Raw genomic sequence first — 17402 nt, 5'->3', positions numbered from 1 at the left:
ATGACAATACAATCAAGGTCTGGAATTTAGCTACTGGGGAATTATTACGCACTCTTGAGGGTCATTCTGACTCGGTTAATAGTGTAGCCATAAGTCCTGATGGTCAGACTATTGTTAGTGGGAGTCATGACAATACAATCAAGGTCTGGAATTTAGCTACTGGGGAATTATTACGCACTCTTGAGGGTCATTCTGACTCGGTTAATAGTGTAGCCATAAGTCCTGATGGTCAGACTGTTGTTAGTGGGAGTCATGACAATACAATCAAGGTCTGGAATTTAGAAACTGGGGAATTATTACGCAGTCTTGAGGGTCATTCTAACTCGGTTAATAGTGTAACCATAAGTCCTGATGGTCAGACTGTTGTTAGTGGGAGTTATGACAAGACTATCAAAGTCTGGAATTTAGCTACAGGGATATTATTACGCACTCTTAAGGGTCATATTTCCTTGGTTAATACTGTAGCCATAAGTCCTGATGGTCAGACTGTTGTTAGAGGGAGTTCCTACAAGACAATTCAAGTCTGGAATTTAGCTACAGGGAGATTATTACACACTCTTAAGGGTCATTCTGACTCGGTTGAGAGTGTAGCTATCAGTGCTGATGGTAGGACTATTGTTAGTGGGAGTTCCGACGATACAATCAAAGTCTGGAATTTAGCCACTAGGGAATTATTACGCACTCTTAAGGGTCATTTTTACTTGGTTAATACTGTAGCCATAAGTCCTGATGGTCAGACTGTTGTTAGTGGGAGTTCCGACGATACAATCAAAGTCTGGAATTTGGCGACAGGGGAATTATTACGCACCCTTGAAGGTCATTCTGACTCGGTTAGAAGTGTAGCAATAAGTAAAGATGGAACAATTATTAGTGGGGGTGGGGATACAGATATTAGGGTGTGGAGGAATCAGTTATAATTAGGTCAACAATGGTAGGAGTCAACGGCCGTTAACCCCCACAGAATACAAACCCCAACCCCATAATCTTGTAGGGGTTTAATACCATTAAACCCACACAACTGCTGACTTCCCACAGTCAGGGTGATAGGTTGGGAAACCATCCTACATTGAGGGCCATGGCTTTAATATTATTAAGCCCCGACGATGCTGTTCACTGTTTCAATTGTAGTTAATTCTGTTTCCTGGCAAGGTGTCTACAGGCGCATGGATTCTCCATTATCTATATAATATCATGTCAAGTCAAGACTGTCAACCAAAATCTTTACAACAAACAGCGATCGCTTGATAATGATAAACTCATTTTCAGAGCAATAATGGAGCAATTTTGTAAGTAATTATGGCATATTACTGGTTTAAAGCCTTTCATTTAATCGGTATTGTGGTTTGGTTTGCCGGATTATTCTATTTAGTACGTTTGTTCGTCTATCATGCCGAAGCATCTGAACAACCGGAACCTGCTCAGAGCATTCTCAAGACTCAGTATGAAATTATGGAGAAACGACTCTACAATATTATTACAACCCCAGGAATGGCGGTGACAGTGGCCATGGCCATTGGCTTAGTTTCCACAGAACCCGATATCTTAAAATCAGGATGGCTGCATATTAAATTAGCATTTGTTGTCTTATTATTGGGTTATCATTTTTACTGTGGACGCATCATGAGGCAGTTAGAAAAAGGGGAATGTCAATGGACAGGACAACAGTTTCGAGGGTTAAATGAAGCCCCAACCTTGTTATTAGTTGTTATTGTCTTATTAGCAGTCTTCAAGAACAATTTACCCCTAGATTTAACCACTTGGCTAATCGTTGCATTAGTCATTGCTATGGCTGCATCTATCCAACTATACGCCAAAAAACGTCGCTTAGATCAAGAGAAGTTAAGCTCATCTGTTGACTAAAATTCAGCAAATTTGAGGTTAATTGTTGATAGTTAAGGGTTGATGGCAATTCATTAGAGGATGATTAACCATCAACCTAAATGGTTAGGGATCAGTTTGACATACTCCACTGCCTAAAGGCAGTTGAGTATGATTCAACAATTACTTGTTGAAACCTACTCTCTTGTGAGGTTTACTAGGCTGACTGGTACTTACCTTACTAGGTCATACATCCATCTGTTTCCAGACACCCTGCCAATTCAGGGTTAGTCGTCACTTCCTGGGGGACCCCCAGTAGGTAGCCGTTAACGCTACAATTCCATTGTAGCACAATTATGCCCTGAAGGGCGGGGTTTTAGACCCATGATTTTTCGATAAATACCCTTGACGATGAGATTACCAGAAATTTTATTTATTGCCTTAAAATTAATTATTAAGTTTGGTAAAGAGTGATTCACATTTTTCTAAGGTGAGTGCTACTATACAAATAGGCACAAGGAAGTACACCAAACTTCTAAACGGAAGGAATTGATTAGGGTTTGTGCCGCCGGCCGCTAATCAACGCAATGGTTTCAAACACCGACATCCTACACGAACAATGATGGTATTGCCCGCAGCTTTTGAAAACGAGTTTTTAAGGAGGTGTAAGGGTGAGAACCATAATCAACACCTGAGTCGGCAAAAAGATGTTAGGAATGTAAGAGATTCATTGTGTATCAAGTGTCCACTTTAGTAACTATCTAACGATTCACTTTAGATTTCATAGGAGTCCATATCCTTTGTACACTGATTAACCCGCCTCCGCAGGCGGGTAACTTGTTGTTTGGGGGGTTTATTCGTCATGTTGAACCGATTCAATGAGCGATCGCACGACGGCTGTACCTTGAGAAGCTTCAAAGGATAAGGGGAATTTGCCACTAGCGATCATCCGTAATCCTAAAGGTGCAATACTCAATAAGCCTTGTAAGTCTCGAAAATAATTCCCAACGACAAAGACCCCAAATTTACGTTCATCAATCCATCCTCCTTGTTTAACTAAATCGATTAGAACTTTGCGGTGACGAATAGCGCGACTAGACTGAGCATCTTTGCGGTCTAAAATTTGTTGTTTGAGACGACTAATTTGATCCATGGGAGCGACTTCCATAGGACAGACTGCATTACAAAAATAACAGCGAGTACAACCCCAAACCCCTTGGGTTCCCTGACTATAATGGTCTAAGCGGGTTTCAATTTCAGTATCACGGGAGTCAGCCACCATGCGTTGCGCTTTGGCCAGGGCGTGGGGCCCCACAAACTCAGGATTAACCGTGATGGCATTACATTCCGAATAACAAGCCCCACACATAATACAGTTTCCCGTTTGATCAAGACGCGATCGCTCTTGCGGGGTCTGCAAAAATTCTTTTTCAGGAATCTTGCGTCCCTGGGTGCTGACATAAGGATCTACCTTTTCCAAATTATCCCAAAACCGTGACATATCCACCACCAAATCTTTAATTACGGGCAGATTGCCCAAAGGGGTAATAGTAATAGTGGGTAAGTCTTGCTGGTGGGACTGGGGCAACATTTCTAATTCTTGGGCAACATTTTGCTTACAAGCTAAAGCAGAACGACCATTAATCCTCATACTACAACTGCCACAAATGGTATTGCGACAATTTTTACGAAAGGCTAAACCGCCGTCCTGCTCCCATTTAATTCGATTAAGACATTCTAAAATGGTATTACCAGGCTGAACCTCCAAGGGATAACTCTGGAACTGAGGCGCACTATTGGGCTTTTGTCGAAGAATTTTAAACAGGACTTGCATGGAAGCAATGAAGATAATTTTATTAGGAGACTGACTAGCTCCTTTATTTTATTGTGTCAGGCAGTGCGAGTGAACATAATGGGTTTTAATTTAATACATTTTACAGATTTACGGGGGCCTGACCTCAGTTAAAACGCATTTCAAGTAGGTTTTAGCAAGTCAGCCCTAGGGCGCAAGCCTTGCGCCCCTACATTCGGTAACAGCTTAGGTTCCTGAAACCGATATGATCCATGTTTAGGAAATGGCTTAGCACTAATTGACTTGGCACTGAATCTGACCAGTCTGGCCACACTTATAGTAACTGAAACTTAAGCCTAGTCAACTTTTGAGCATCTTGATCTCTAACTTTCTGAAGCTTCTTAGAGTGTGTGAGTGACTAAAATTTTGGGGGATCTTTTGGAGCAATTTATCTGGAGAGGGGTCAGGTGCCATCAATTTCCCCCCCTTTAAGTCTCCCCGAATCCACTTCATAATTCTTGAAATTTTTTTGCTCAACTTAGGAATTTAACGCTATATTTTTGATATGATCAATAAAGATCAACAAAAGAAACGAACCACTGAGATAAAATCAAGGAACATTGACAAGATCATGACTGACCCAAATCCTACTACCTTAACAGGAAAGGCCCTACTTCAAAAAGTAAAAGAGTTGTCCCACTTGCCTCGGCGGGAAACAGCCAAGAAATGTGGTTATTACTCAGTCACAAAAGAGGGCCAAACTCGCGTTAATTTAACAGACTTTTATGATGCTGTTCTCGGTGCGAAAGGCGTTCCTCTTGAACCTGGTATGGCTAAAGATGGCCGTGGCCGTGAACCTACATTCCGTGTCAGCGTTCATAAGAATGGTCAAATTGTCATCGGTTCTACCTATACTGAGCAGATGGGATTGAAACCAGGGGATGAATTTGAAATTAAATTAGGCTACAAGCACATTCACCTCAAACAACTCGATGTTGAGGGTGAAGCAATGGATGATGACGCGGCCTAATTCTCATTCATTTAGGGATAAAGATTAACTTGATGCCATCAAACTAAATCGAAAAAGAGAAGCTAGTCTGTAAGCTGATCTTGAAGGGCGGCACAGGTGAAACCTTTCAATTCAAACGAGAGTGATACTCAAACATTGTGGGGCGGACTCTAGCTAAAAAGATATGTTATCGTCAGATGAGAATTCTTAGCTATTCTGCCCCTATGCTCTCCTTAATCCCTGTCAAAAATGCCTTGGCCCTGACTCCTAATGGGGTCAAGTGGCAAGAAATGTTACTTCCCCACTTTGGTCATTGGCTTAATACTTTCAAGATGCTTCCTTCTGGGAGTAAAATCTCTCTTTTCTTATTAGCTTGGGTGATTTTTTGGTTGCCCATTGCTTTGCCATTAGGAAAAAAGTTGCATTGGCAACCCTTTCAACCCCTAAGCGTAGCCCAAAAACTCCCTTTATTAGTTCCTTTGTATTTAATTGTTCCCCTGTTGGCATGGTTTACCCTGATGGTGGAAGGAACAAGTTTATCTGATTATGGGTTATCCTGGCGATCGCAGCTTTTGGTTTCCCTCATTTTAGGCATTGTGATGGGGGTTAGCGGGTTAGGAATCATTTTTGCTTTAGAAAGTCGTTTGGGGTGGCTAAAATGGCATCCTGAGAACCTAATTAGTCTGGGTAAGGTTGCGTTGCCTATTTTGGGGTTAGGATTATGGATAGGGTTCACAGAAGAATTCGTCTTTCGGGGAATTTTTCAGACTATCTTAGAACAAGATTATGAGAAATGGTTAGCCGCCATCATCGCAAGTAGTATTTTTGCGCTAGTGCATTTGTTATGGGAACGCAAAGAAACGATACCTCAGTTACCTGGACTTTGGATGATGGGGATGGTTTTAGTGTTAGCGAGAATTGTTGATGAGGGGAGTTTAGGGTTAGCTTGGGGACTTCATGCGGGTTGGGTGTGGGGTTTATCTTGTTTAGATGCGGCGCAAATGATATCTTATAAGGATGAAAAAATAGAGTGGATAATTGGCATTAATAAGCAACCTTTAGCGGGTGTTATGGGAATTTTGTGTTTATTAGGAACAGGTTTAATTTTATGGCAATGGCCACTTTTATAAAAGACTTATTTATCGTAAAAAAAACTATATATTAAGCTTCTTTAAAACATCTTCGGTTAAAATAGCTAATTGCTCTAATTGTTCTTTTAATTGATTAGCTTGTTGTTGATAGTTTAACTTTTTTTGTAAGGCAGCACGGGCCAAATCATCACGGTTACGTCTTACGGCTTCTTGTGCCACTTTTTGCCAGGTTTCTTGTTCTTTAATCGCTATTTTATATTTCGGTTGAATATCATCCCAAACATTTTTAAGATCTCCTAATGCACTGTTTAATAAAGCTTTAGCCGTTTGAGGTTCGGTATCTTGTAAGGCATTTTTTAGAGGATTATATAAATTATCAACTTTAATGTTTTTGATGACTGGTATAAATTCTTGAATTTGTTTACTGTAGTTAATTCCTGTTTTACACCAGGTGGCAAAATGTTCACAGTTATTAAACAATAAATTATATTTTTTTTCTCCTAAACGACTTTTAGCACGACTGACAACAACATCAGCAATAAAACAAAAACTATCAGGATATTGTCGTAAATAAATTGTGTTTCCTCTCCTAAAAGTTTCTAAAGAAGTCCGTTCAACCACTTCACTCGGTTTTCGATAGTGAATAATTGTCCCATCTCCGCAGTCAATGCCATGATGTTCATAAACCCCTTCTAGGTTCATTAATTCTCGATAAACATACAATTGATCGCCCTGTGCCATAATTAAATCAATTATCCTAATCCTAATTCTCGTTTTAATAAATTAATAGATTTTTCTCCAATATAATTCTCAGAACAGATTACATCAGGGGGACGAATTAAATCATCTCTCACTGCTAGAATAGCCTGTTTAACAATGGGATAACTGGCCGGATCAGTTATAATAGTTTGAGCAGATCTAACCAAAGCCAAAAGTTGATGGCGATCGCTTGCTTGGGCTGAAATTAATAATAAATCATCCCCCCGCAAACTGTGAATCAAAATTTCGGCCACACTAATAATTCCCACACTCAAACTAACAATACCTAAACGAGTATCTGTGGATAATTCTTTGATCATAGCGAGTTCTTTCACATAATCATAAATATCCAAAGAAATAACACGAGTTGCATAGGGAGAGGCAATAGACTCTGCTTCTGCGATAAAATAACGGCTAGTAACGACTGTTACCGACTGGGTTGTAGAGAGTATCTGGGGCAACTCTTCCATCGGGACTAACTGTACAGGAATGGCCAATGCCTTCTCTAATTCCTGTAAAATGAGTTCACCGGCCCCTAAATCTCGGTTAGGTACAGTTACTAAAACCTTCGCACTACAGCGTAAACGCCAGTCTATGGCAGCGAGAAACAATTCTTTGACCTGAGTTAAGGTTAACCCTTCCCAGAGGAGTTGATCAAGGCTTTTATGAATGAGTTGACTGGCATCAGGATATTTGCTAAACAAAGGAGAGTCAGGTAAGGATGCGTCTTCGTGGCGTTGTGCTTTCACATAAATACCAGACCCAGCAATAGATTCAACGAGGCCAGATTCTTCTAATTGTTGATAGACTTTACTGATAGTATTGCGATGGAGTCCCGTAATGGTGGCTAATTGTCGGGTACTGGGTAAACGGTGGCCAGGGGGATATTGACGGGAGGCAATGGCAAAGCGAATTTGGTCAAACAGTTGTTTAGAGGCGGGAATATCACTGTCGGACTGTATTTGAAACTGGAGCATAGCAACCACGCCAAGGGAACACTAAAATTATAGGATGCTATTTTAGCCTGAATCGTTCCCTGAACAAATGTTCTTACTTCTATTTATCATAAACTTCAGGTTCAATACCCATTTCTTTGAGTCTTTGACTTAAATCTTTAAGTTTTTTCAAAAGTATCTCCTTTTCTTGTTTTTCTTGTTCGATGCGTTCTGTACCCCAAAGAAGCAGGTTTCCTGAACTATCCCACCACCGTAACCAATAACCAGAACGATCAGCTTTTGTTCCTTGCCAAACCCCTAAAAATAGGTTGATTTCTTCAAGCCAATAATAACCTTTATCATTGGTATTTTTAGCTTGATAATGCCCTTCTACTAAGCGATAACATTCTAAGATTCCCTCTAGGGGATGAAAGATTATATATACAGGAATTTTTAAAATTTGCTCATAAAAATACCATTTTCCATAGGGATAATGGGGATTAATAGAATATTCACCTCCCTCAGTTTCTGAAATAAATTCCATGACAATTACAGGCAAATCCCCGTCTGTATAAGGGGTATAACTTTTTCGTTCCTTTTCCGTTGATTTAACTTGAGGAATATAAACCAAATCTGGGGCTTTAATCGCTGTTTTTCCATCTACTTTAGTACAAATACCAAAGTTAGTTGCAATGAGCATTTCTGGCCTAATTAAACCAGCAATTTCTAGAATTTCTCGTAATACTGCTGCTAAGAGAGGTTGAGTTAAATTATCCACAGGTTCATCGGGTAATTCAAAGTCATCAGGTAAGGTTTCCCAAATAATTTTATGGCCGATACTTTTTGGTTTAACTGTTGTTTTTAAGCTCATAGTTGAGTAGAGTCGATTATATCTGAGATTATTTTAACCAATTTGGACAGGAAACCTCTGAAGTGAGGTACCCCAACGTAATACGATGGGGTATTCTGCCCGACATTAGGATAAACTTTTTACCTTTCACCATATTTGGAGGAGTGGAAGGTGGGCAAGAAGGCCCACCCCACAGCCTTAACCTTCAGTTAAACCAATGGCCGCGCCTAAACCGGCCGCCATTTCTTCAGGGGTAATTTTGCCATCGTGGTTAATGTCGATCGCATCAAATACCAAATCAGTCCCGGCCCATTCTTCGCGGGTAATAAAGCCATCTCCATCTAAATCATAGACTCGGAAAATGTCGGCTGCTGCATTATTCACAGTGAGATCTCCTTCAAGACTGGCCAATCTTTCTTTGAGCATTTCTTCAAGGCTTTCTAGGGCTTTACTAAAGCCACTAATTCCTTCATCTAGCTTGTCATAGGCCATTCTATCTGTCTTGTGCATCTCATCAAAAGTAGCTTTATCCAAGGAAATTTTCTCAAGATCCATGGTTGCTGCCTTCTTGGGATCTAGCTTGCGAGGTAAAGCTTCTTCCGTTGATTGTAATTGTTCTAACAACTTAGGAGAAATCGTTAATAAATCACAACCAGCTAGTTCACAAATTTCGCCAATATTACGGAAACTTGCGCCCATTACTTCGGTTTTGTAACCGAACTTTTTGTAATAATTGTAGATGCTTGTTACCGAAACCACCCCAGGATCTTCATCCGGGGCGTAATCTTTTCCTGTTTCTTTTTTATACCAGTCAAGAATGCGGCCCACAAAGGGAGAAATTAAGGTAACTTTAGCTTCCGCACAGGCGATCGCTTGGTGCATTCCAAACAATAGAGTTAAATTGCAGTGAATCCCTTCTTTTTCGAGAATTTCAGCCGCTTTAATCCCTTCCCAAGTTGAAGCAATTTTAATCAAAATGCGATCGCGGGATACTCCTGCTTTTTCGTATTCAGAAATCAAATAATGTGCTTTTTCGAGGGTTCCTTCCATATCATAGGATAATCTCGCATCTACCTCTGTTGAGACACGCCCAGGAATAATTTTAAGGATTTTTAACCCAAAAGACACAGCTAAGCGATCAAAGGCTAAAGTCACCACATCAGAGGCCGAGGCATCTTTGCCCAATTCTGCTCTCGCCGTTTTGAGAGTATCATCCACAATGGACTGATATTGGGGCATTTGGGCCGCTGCGGTGATTAAAGAAGGGTTAGTGGTGGCATCACGGGGTGTAAACGTTTCAATAGCTTGAATATCCCCAGTATCAGCAACCACAATGGTAAATTCCCGAAGTTGCTCTAATAATGTTGCCATAATTACTCCTTACAGATGAGTGTCAAAGTCAAAAATTTCAGATAGTGATGTAGCTAACTAAAGATTATTGACACTCCCTCGCCGTAGAACGGCGGGGATTCCTGGTTCACAGAGGTTGCTTACTTTGACAGGTGTTACCACCAACCAAAGTAGAGGCATCCTCTCCCCAAGCGTTTTGACTGTCATGCAGCCAAGTTCCCGTATGCCCTGCGGTACTTAAACCAATTCTTAATATATTTCGTGCCGCATTCTCATCTCTGTCGAGAGTGCATCCACAAGAACAAATATGAGTCCTCGTTGACAGAGATTTTTTCACAGTTTTGCCACAGTTAGAACAATTTTGAGATGTATATTGGGGTGGAACGGCAATAGTATGTTTACCATACTTTGTCCCAAAATACTCTAACCAAAGACGAAACTGATACCATGCAGCATCACTTATCGACTTAGCTAAACAGTGATTTTTAACTAGGTTCTTTATTCTCAAATCTTCGTAAGCGATCAAATCTCTCGACTGAACTACGCAGTATGCTATTCTTTTAGCAAACTCTTTACGTTGCCTACTTATTTTGAGGTGTCTCCTACCCAATTTCTGTCTAGCTTTTCTCCTATTAGAAGAACCTTTTTTCTTCTTAGAAACTTTTCTTTGAAGTTTTTTAATTTTCTTCTCACCTTTTCTTAAAAAGCGAGGGTTTTCTACTTTATTTCCCTCGTGGTCAGTGTAGAAAGATTTCAGCCCCACATCTAAACCGATAGCTTTACCTGTTGGTTGGGTTTCTATTTTTAGGTCAACTGAAAGAATGAATTGGCAGTAATATCCATCCGCACGTTTAACTAATCTAACCCGTTTAATAGCCTCAATCTTGTAGAAATGTAAGTCATACGTTCCCACTAATCTAAGCCTCCCAATACCTTTTTTGTCAGTAAAGGTAATAGCCTTACGGGTTAAAGGGTCAAGATTCCATCCTGTTGTTTTATACTCAACAGAATGGCAATTATTTTTAAACCTTGGATATCCTTTTTTGCCTGGAATCTTCTTCTTGCAGTTGTCGTAAAAACGAGATATGGCTGACCATGCTCTTTCAGCACTTGACTGTCTAGCTTGAGAATTCAATTCGTTAGCGAACTTAAAGTCATGAGCCAATACACGACAATACTTATTAAGGTCATATCTCCCAACTTCTTTATTGTCAATCCAATAGCGTAAACACTTGTTTTGGACAAACTGAGCCGTTTTAATTGCCTCGTCTATGGCTAAGTATTGATGTTTTTTCGCTCTAACTTTAAACTCGAAAACTAACATTTATGTTAAGCCGTAACACCTAAATATAGCTTAGCACACAACGCTCGTCATTGACAAGCATCAAAGAGCCGTCGTTCTACGACGGGGTGTTAAACCCAAAATTTCCGATAATCCTATCGCTCTTAACGATATCATTTGGCTCTCTCTAGGACGGAGAATTTCAGGAATTCCTAATCATTGAAACGTTATTTCCTGAGATGATTATCGCCAAAATTGTCAAAATTTGCACATATACTTAGGGACGAGAGATAATCCCCAAATTATCTGAATCCTTAAGATTCTTGACGCAAATTCCGGCCGGTTTGATCGGTGCGATATACCCAAGTTTTTTGGCCATCCGTCACCACAATGCGCCATCCTTCTACTAAAGCCTGAGTACAGAATTCATCGGGTTTAGCCAGGCCTAAACAGCCATCTGACCAAGTTTTTACTTCAGTTTCTTGAATTTGTAAAGCATCAGTTTTAAGGCCGGTTTGTTGAGCAATTTGTTCAGTCACAGCCGTAATGACTGTATTAGGGGGTTGAGTCTGATCATTCATGGGTTTTTGATTAGTAGTGGGTTCAGGAGAAGATGGAGAAAGCTCAGGGGGAGTGTTAGAATCCGATTGACAGCCCCAGAAACTCAAACATAATAACAAACAACAACAGAGAAAAAATCCCTTCATTAGACCTCACCTTAAGAAATAGACTTTAAAAAATTTTCCTAAAGAATGTATGGATCTGACCCTACTTTTGGGAATTCTTAAGATATCAAGCCAATCTTAACTCATCATCCCTATGTCTTCTCCATGGTTTTTCAGTCAACCACTTTTAGCACAAACCACAGAAAGCCCTCAATCTCTTTCTGTCACCCCTCCTGCTAAGTCCAACAATCTTAGTGGACAGCTTTGGATGATTAGCACCCTATCACTGTTAATCATAATCATTGCTTTAGTGAGTTATGGTAAATGGCAACTGAATAAAACGACGAAAGCCCTCACCTTTGAACAATTTAAGAGTAAAGATCTCAAGAAAAAGCTGAAATTAGCGTTAGTTACCATTAGAAAGATGGAGGAAAACCCAGATCTAGTCCATGCTAGGGAATTCAACCTGGATTATTTGCGAATGCGAATGGATGAGGAGGTTTTTCACTATGTGGTTGTCAATCAAATTAAGATGAAAGTGACTCAATTAATCGGCACTGCCCTACGGCCAAATACGGATAGAGTACAGGCGGGAGTTGTGGCCGGTGGTAGACAAATTGATGAAAGTTTTGATGTCACTTACGAAGTGGAAACCCAAGAAGGCAAATGGAATAAAGGGATTTTGTTTCGCATTGAAATTAAATTAACCAAGTTACCCACTCAGTCAAGTGCGGCCACAGTTAGCCAACTTATTGAGTGTATTGAGATGTTTCTGTCTCCGAGTACGAATAATGAACATTGGCAACCGGCCATTCAAGGCCATGTTGTTTCTATGAATTGGGATCAAAAAGCGAAACCCACCCCCCTGTTAGTATTAGAACAATCGGAGGAAGGGGTTAATCTGGGTGCGAAAACCCATACATTACAAAAAACCCATTCTCATGCTCGTAATCCCTCTGAGGTAGGTTAAAATATCGGTGACAACGATATCTGCTAAGACGAAGATTATGTCACAATTTTTACTTACTTGGATCATTACCGCCTTCTCATTATTGATTACTGCTTATTTGGTTCCAGGCATTATCATTAAAGGGGTGATGGTAGCAGCGATCGCTGCTTTGGTTATGGGATTAATTAATGCTGTTGTTCGCCCTATTCTTGTTTTATTTACCCTGCCTTTAACTTTTCTTACTCTGGGCTTATTTTTATTTGTTGTTAATGCAATTTCTTTTTCTCTCGTCTCTTATTTTACTCCTGGATTTGAGATTAATTCCTTTTGGGATGCTTTATTTGGCTCAATAATTCTTTCTTTTGTTTCTAGTGTGTTAAGTCAAGCTTTAGAACCTAAAGAAGTTTAGACTGCTAATGTACCTTATAAGTGTGAAAAACGCTATAACTGTAAGGTAGGCATTGCCTACCTTACTAATAATGAGAAGCTTACTGATTTAGATAATAATGGATATTAAACAATTTTTTCGTGCTACTAACCCAACCAAAACTCTCAATATTCAAAAGGAAGAAGATCGTCAATATTATATTGATTTTTCTGAGGTACGAGGGGAAGAAATGGTTGCAAAGTTAAAGAATCAAATCATTTTTCCTGATCCGAATGAACCCAGTTGTACCCTATTTTCAGGACATATTGGCTGCGGTAAGTCAACGGAATTATTGTGTTTAAAGGATGATTTAGAAAGGGATAATTTTTTTGTTATTTATTTTGAATCTGATCAAGATTTAGAGGTGACTGATGTAGATATTGCTGATACAAGAGAAACCTTATGACTCTTATCAATTATGGCATGATTATTTTGTGCGCTTTATTCGGGAAAAACAAGAAACTAAATATCAGGAATTATTAGAACAGTTAAATAAAGAAAGAGAACAACGAATCATTGCAGAAAGGAGTTTACAACAAGTTCAAATAGAAATTGATGAAGCAAGAACAACTAAAACGAATTTAGAACAACAAAACCGCAAAGCAAAAAGACGAGTTACAATTAGTGGAGTCATTGCAGTATCTTTGTTATTAGTAGCAGGAGGAACAACATTATGGACAACTCAAAAGATTAGAGACGCTAACAATAAAATTGCTGATGCGAATGTAAAAGTTAACGATGCTGATAAAAAAGTTAACGATGCTAATACTCAAACAGAAAATGCTAAAGATGAAGTTATTAAAGCTAATAAAAAAGTTGATGAGGCTAAAATAAAGGAACTGAAAGCAACAACGCAAGCGCAAGAAGCAGTCAAAAAAGCAATAGAAGCAGACAAAAATGTTAAATTAGCACAACTGGAAGTAGAAAATGCCGTCAGAGAACAAGATAAAATACTACAGCAGTCTGAGCAAAAAATGTGGAATTTTGATTTAGATAAATTAATGAATGAGGGGTGTGGGTGGGTAGACGGATATTTACAGAGTCATGATGAGGAGAAAGAGTTGCGGGATATTTGTTTAAGTAAAAAGTAATTAGTCGCAAGTCAGCAGGTTAGCTATAGTATGGAATAGGTTTGAATAACAAAAACATCAATTATGCAATTAGAAGATTATTTTGTCTTTATTTCTGAAGATGATATTAGAATCAAAGGTCATCGAATTGGAATTGATAACGTATTATTCTATTTTAAAGAAGGATATACCCCCGAAGAAATAAGAGGAATTTATCCTGATTTGAGTTTAGAAAAAATCTACGCGACTATTACTTATTATCTCCAGAATCAATTAAAAATTGAGGCTTATTTATTACGAATAAAAAACTGGCAAGAAACTCATTATAAAGAAGCCTTAAAACACCATTCCCCTCAAAGAGAAAAAATGAAACAGATTAAACAACAAAGACAAGATTCATTAAAAGTTAGAGTATTCATGTAGAGACAATTCATGAATTGTCCCTACAGAGTTTGAGGGGTAGTTCATCTATTACCACTTAACTTTTTACTTTAAATACAGATATTTCAGCCTGTAAACCTTGGGCAGCATCATCTAATTGTTCGAGAACAATATGAGTATCATGTAAAGAATAAGCGGTTTGTTCAGAACCTTCACTAAGTTGTTCCATTGCCTCCCGAATATGTTGTGCGCTGCGAGATTGTTCTTCCATACTTTTACTGACTAATTCAAAGCGTGGGGTAATACTTTGTACCTGTTCAATTACCTGGGCAATTTGATGACTAATACTCCCCACATCTTCCACACTATTACTAACTTCCTTATTAAATTTATCCATTTCCATAACACCAGTAGAAACAGCAGATTGCATCTCTTTAACCATCTGTTCAATTTCCAAAGTTGCCACCGCAGTTTGATCAGCTAAACGTCTAATTTCCCTCGCTACAACCGCAAAACCAGCCCCATATTCTCCCGCTTTTTCTGCTTCAATGGCAGCATTAAGAGAGAGTAAATTAGTTTGATCAGCCACTTTAGTAATGGTTAAAACCACACTATTAATATTATGAGCTTTTTCACTCATTACCCCCAATTTAGAAGCAATAGATGTGGTTGCGTCTGCTAATTGTCGCATAGTAGTTTCCATCCTCCCTAAATCATGCTGTCCTTGGCTTGCTGCCTGGGCTGTGCCTTGGGACATTTCCGTGATTTGCTCCATAGTTTTGACTAATTCTTCTGAAGTATTAGCAATTTCTTGGGCCGTAGTTGTCACTTCATTAGTAGAGGCAATTTGTTCCGTTAAAGTTGCTTCTAATTGTTTCCGAGAAGCCGCCATTTGCGTCGTTGAACTGGTAATAGAAATGCCAGAATGTTGCACCTTAGAAATGAGAGAATTGAGGTTCTCAATCATAGTTCTTAAAGCTTCTAATAATTGCCCAATTTCATCTTGAGATGTCACTTCAACTTCCGCCGTTAAATTACCAAGAGAAACCGCTTCAGCTACCTGAACTGCTCTCCCTAATGAACGGGTAATATTACGAGTTATCCAATAACCTAAACTTAAAATAGCAATAATACTAATTAGGAAGGTAAAAGAAACAATGGTGACAGTATTTTGTTGATGTTGTTTAGCAATATTAGCCGCTTCTTGGGATAAACCAACAACCTGTTGTAAAAGTTCCGTATTTTCTTGTTTTAGTTGTTCTTGTAAGGGTTGAATTTTAATGGCAGCAATTTTAGCAGATGGGACTTGATTACTCATAATTAAGCTGAACATTTGTTCCGCTTGGTTATTATAAAAAATATAACTTTGCTGATATTCATTTAAGTTCTTAGCAATGGCTTCAAAGTTTTGCTTTTCTGACTGATTATTAGTGACTTGAATTTGCTTTTGAATCAAACTTTGGGAGGCTTCAATAGCACTGCTTACGCGACTTTGTTTATCCAGAAAGTTAGTTCTAGATTGATTAAAATTAGTTTGATCGTTAGCATTTTTAGTAGTATTAATTCCGGCTCTGAGGGCCTGTTCAAAATCCACCACTTGGGCCAGTTGATTTTCCTGCATTTGAATCAAATTTTGGATCAAAGAAAGATCCTGTTCAGCCATTTGTCTGACTTCTGCATAGAGTTGGGACATTCCCACCCAAGTCACAACTGCCCCCACTCCCATGATAAAGGCTGAAAAAATCAGCAATCCGAGTAGTTTTGATTCAATAGACATTGATTTGTAGATCTTCATAATTTCAGCCTTAAAGATTGTCTAGTCGTTGCATACGATTTTTGAGAACGGCCGCCCCTTGAGTATCTCCTTGACTTTCCCTGAGTAATACCAAATGCGCTAAAGCCTCACGATAATTAGGTTTGAGATAAAGGGCTTTTTGGAGATATCGTTGCGCTTGTTCATTATTCCCCTCTGCTTGATAAATTTCCCCCAATAATAAGTAGGCAGAGGCATCAATAGGAGAGCGTTTCAGATAGTCATGACAAGACTGGGCCGCTTCTTTTAATTTTCCCTGATTAGCGAGTTGTCGCGCCATTTCCAAGAAAGAAAGTTTAGGTTCTGAAACTTTATGTGAAGATAAGGGGACGCGCTGGGATGTTTGAGGTTTTTTGCTTTTTGTTACGGGTGAAACGGGCCCAAAGACAATGGGAGGTGTCGGGGAAGATGGGGTGAGGATTTTTTGGTAAGCAAAGGCTGACGGATGGGACATAAAGCGGAAAGTCGGGGATTTAATCAAGGTGGTTTCCACTGCCCCCACAAATAACAGACCTTGATCGCATAGTAAGCGATCAAGGGTCTTGATCACGCGATCGCGGGCCAATTCATCCAGATAAATTAATAAATGACGACAAAAAATTACATGATAGGGAGGATCACCCGGCAACCAAGGGGCCAGAAGATTTCTGCTGCTAAACTTCACTTGACGGCGAATAGACTCAGAGATATGATAGCTTTCTTCGTTGATCTCAAAAAATTGTTGATGTTCTACCCAATCATGATTACGAAAGGAATTTTTGCCATAAATCCCTTGTTTTCCATAGCTTAAGGCGATTTGACTAATATCCATCCCTTCAATCTGCAATTGTTGAGGTGCTAAGGGAGAATTGAGTAAAGTCATAGCAATGGAATAGGGTTCTTCTCCCGTGGAACAAGGAATGCTTAGCACCCTTAAGGTTTCTTGGGGATGGTTTGGCAGCCATTGGTTAGTAATATGGTGACGGAGTAGAACAAAGGCTTCTCGATGGCGAAAAAACCAACTTTCTCTGACAACCAGTTGTTCAATTAATTCCTGAAATTCTTTGGCATTCGCTTGTAAGCGTTCAAGATAGGAACGAAGATCGATGAAACCACAGGCTTTTTGACGGGCGGCAATAGCTTTGGTCAATTGGCGTGACCCAATTTTGCTCACCTCCCAGCCCATTCTTTGGGCAAGTAATGCTTCGATCATCTGATAATGCTGATTCATG

Annotated in this window: 17 protein-coding genes and 2 pseudogenes; 9 read left to right on the top strand and 10 right to left on the bottom strand. The window is 39.4% G+C overall.

What is annotated here, in order from left to right:
- Positions 1-917, top strand: a pseudogene (locus tag VB691_RS17165) (WD40 repeat domain-containing protein); the annotation flags it as partial.
- A 5-nt stretch (positions 918-922) separates the two neighbouring features.
- On the opposite strand, the gene VB691_RS17160 reads toward VB691_RS17165, so the two are convergent.
- Positions 923-1060: a hypothetical protein gene (locus tag VB691_RS17160; RefSeq protein WP_323292732.1), complete on the bottom strand. Its 138-nt coding sequence runs from the start codon at positions 1058-1060 to the stop codon at positions 923-925.
- Between the two features lie 236 nt (positions 1061-1296).
- On the opposite strand from VB691_RS17160, the gene hemJ reads away from it, so the two are divergent.
- The gene (hemJ, locus tag VB691_RS17155; RefSeq protein WP_323292731.1) at positions 1297-1860 is read left to right on the top strand and encodes a protoporphyrinogen oxidase HemJ; all 564 of its coding nucleotides are present in this window, start codon (positions 1297-1299) and stop codon (positions 1858-1860) included.
- Between the two features lie 811 nt (positions 1861-2671).
- On the opposite strand, the gene VB691_RS17150 is transcribed toward hemJ, so the two are convergent.
- Positions 2672-3652, bottom strand: coding sequence for a succinate dehydrogenase/fumarate reductase iron-sulfur subunit (locus VB691_RS17150; protein ID WP_323292730.1), 981 nt, complete (start codon positions 3650-3652; stop codon positions 2672-2674).
- A 589-nt stretch (positions 3653-4241) separates the two neighbouring features.
- On the opposite strand from VB691_RS17150, the gene VB691_RS17145 reads away from it, so the two are divergent.
- Entirely contained in the window at positions 4242-4640 is a 399-nt protein-coding gene (locus VB691_RS17145; protein WP_323292729.1) for an AbrB family transcriptional regulator, read from the top strand.
- Between the two features lie 269 nt (positions 4641-4909).
- Positions 4910-5749, top strand: a complete 840-nt coding sequence (locus tag VB691_RS17140; RefSeq protein WP_416245250.1) for a lysostaphin resistance A-like protein — start codon at positions 4910-4912, stop codon at positions 5747-5749.
- Positions 5750-5773: 24 nt separating this feature from the next.
- On the opposite strand, the gene VB691_RS17135 is transcribed toward VB691_RS17140, so the two are convergent.
- The 6 genes and pseudogenes from VB691_RS17135 to VB691_RS17110 form a co-directional block, all read right to left on the bottom strand.
- Entirely contained in the window at positions 5774-6451 is a 678-nt protein-coding gene (locus tag VB691_RS17135) for a lecithin retinol acyltransferase family protein (protein WP_323292728.1), read from the bottom strand.
- An 11-nt stretch (positions 6452-6462) separates the two neighbouring features.
- Entirely contained in the window at positions 6463-7446 is a 984-nt protein-coding gene (locus tag VB691_RS17130; RefSeq protein ID WP_323292727.1) for a GntR family transcriptional regulator, read from the bottom strand.
- 79 nt (positions 7447-7525) lie between these two features.
- The gene (locus tag VB691_RS17125; RefSeq protein ID WP_323292726.1) at positions 7526-8275 is read right to left on the bottom strand and encodes a Uma2 family endonuclease; all 750 of its coding nucleotides are present in this window, start codon (positions 8273-8275) and stop codon (positions 7526-7528) included.
- Positions 8276-8452: 177 nt separating this feature from the next.
- A complete protein-coding gene (locus VB691_RS17120) occupies positions 8453-9625 on the bottom strand; it encodes a transaldolase (protein WP_323292725.1) in 1173 nt (390 codons plus the stop codon).
- Positions 9626-9678: 53 nt separating this feature from the next.
- Positions 9679-10928, bottom strand: a pseudogene (locus VB691_RS17115) (RNA-guided endonuclease InsQ/TnpB family protein).
- A gap of 272 nt (positions 10929-11200) precedes the next feature.
- Complete coding sequence (locus VB691_RS17110; protein WP_416245234.1) at positions 11201-11593, bottom strand: hypothetical protein; 393 nt, start codon at positions 11591-11593, stop codon at positions 11201-11203.
- A gap of 112 nt (positions 11594-11705) precedes the next feature.
- Here VB691_RS17110 and VB691_RS17105 point away from each other — a divergent pair, with 112 nt between their 5' ends.
- From VB691_RS17105 to VB691_RS17085, 5 genes are all read left to right on the top strand, one after another.
- Positions 11706-12521: a hypothetical protein gene (locus VB691_RS17105; protein ID WP_323292723.1), complete on the top strand. Its 816-nt coding sequence runs from the start codon at positions 11706-11708 to the stop codon at positions 12519-12521.
- 37 nt (positions 12522-12558) lie between these two features.
- Positions 12559-12909 (top strand): phage holin family protein, encoded by a 351-nt coding sequence (locus VB691_RS17100; protein ID WP_323292722.1) that lies wholly within the window; start codon positions 12559-12561, stop codon positions 12907-12909.
- 97 nt (positions 12910-13006) lie between these two features.
- Positions 13007-13333: an ATP-binding protein gene (locus tag VB691_RS17095; RefSeq protein WP_323292721.1), complete on the top strand. Its 327-nt coding sequence runs from the start codon at positions 13007-13009 to the stop codon at positions 13331-13333.
- Entirely contained in the window at positions 13308-14018 is a 711-nt protein-coding gene (locus VB691_RS17090; RefSeq protein ID WP_323292720.1) for a hypothetical protein, read from the top strand. The genes VB691_RS17095 and VB691_RS17090 overlap by 26 nt, the downstream gene beginning before the upstream one ends.
- A gap of 63 nt (positions 14019-14081) precedes the next feature.
- A complete protein-coding gene (locus tag VB691_RS17085; protein WP_323292719.1) occupies positions 14082-14420 on the top strand; it encodes a DUF433 domain-containing protein in 339 nt (112 codons plus the stop codon).
- Between the two features lie 55 nt (positions 14421-14475).
- On the opposite strand, the gene VB691_RS17080 is transcribed toward VB691_RS17085, so the two are convergent.
- Together VB691_RS17080 and VB691_RS17075 are read right to left on the bottom strand one after the other, a co-directional pair.
- On the bottom strand, positions 14476-16155 hold the full coding sequence (locus VB691_RS17080) for a methyl-accepting chemotaxis protein (protein ID WP_323292718.1): 1680 nt from the start codon (positions 16153-16155) through the stop codon (positions 14476-14478).
- A 28-nt stretch (positions 16156-16183) separates the two neighbouring features.
- Positions 16184-17401: a CheR family methyltransferase gene (locus tag VB691_RS17075; RefSeq protein WP_323292717.1), complete on the bottom strand. Its 1218-nt coding sequence runs from the start codon at positions 17399-17401 to the stop codon at positions 16184-16186.
- Position 17402: the final 1 nt, after the last annotated feature.

The organism is Crocosphaera sp. XPORK-15E, from assembly GCF_034931425.1.
GTDB lineage: Bacteria > Cyanobacteriota > Cyanobacteriia > Cyanobacteriales > Microcystaceae > UHCC-0190.
Note: the sequence above shows the minus strand (reverse complement) of the source record. Positions and strands in the feature narration are given on the sequence as shown.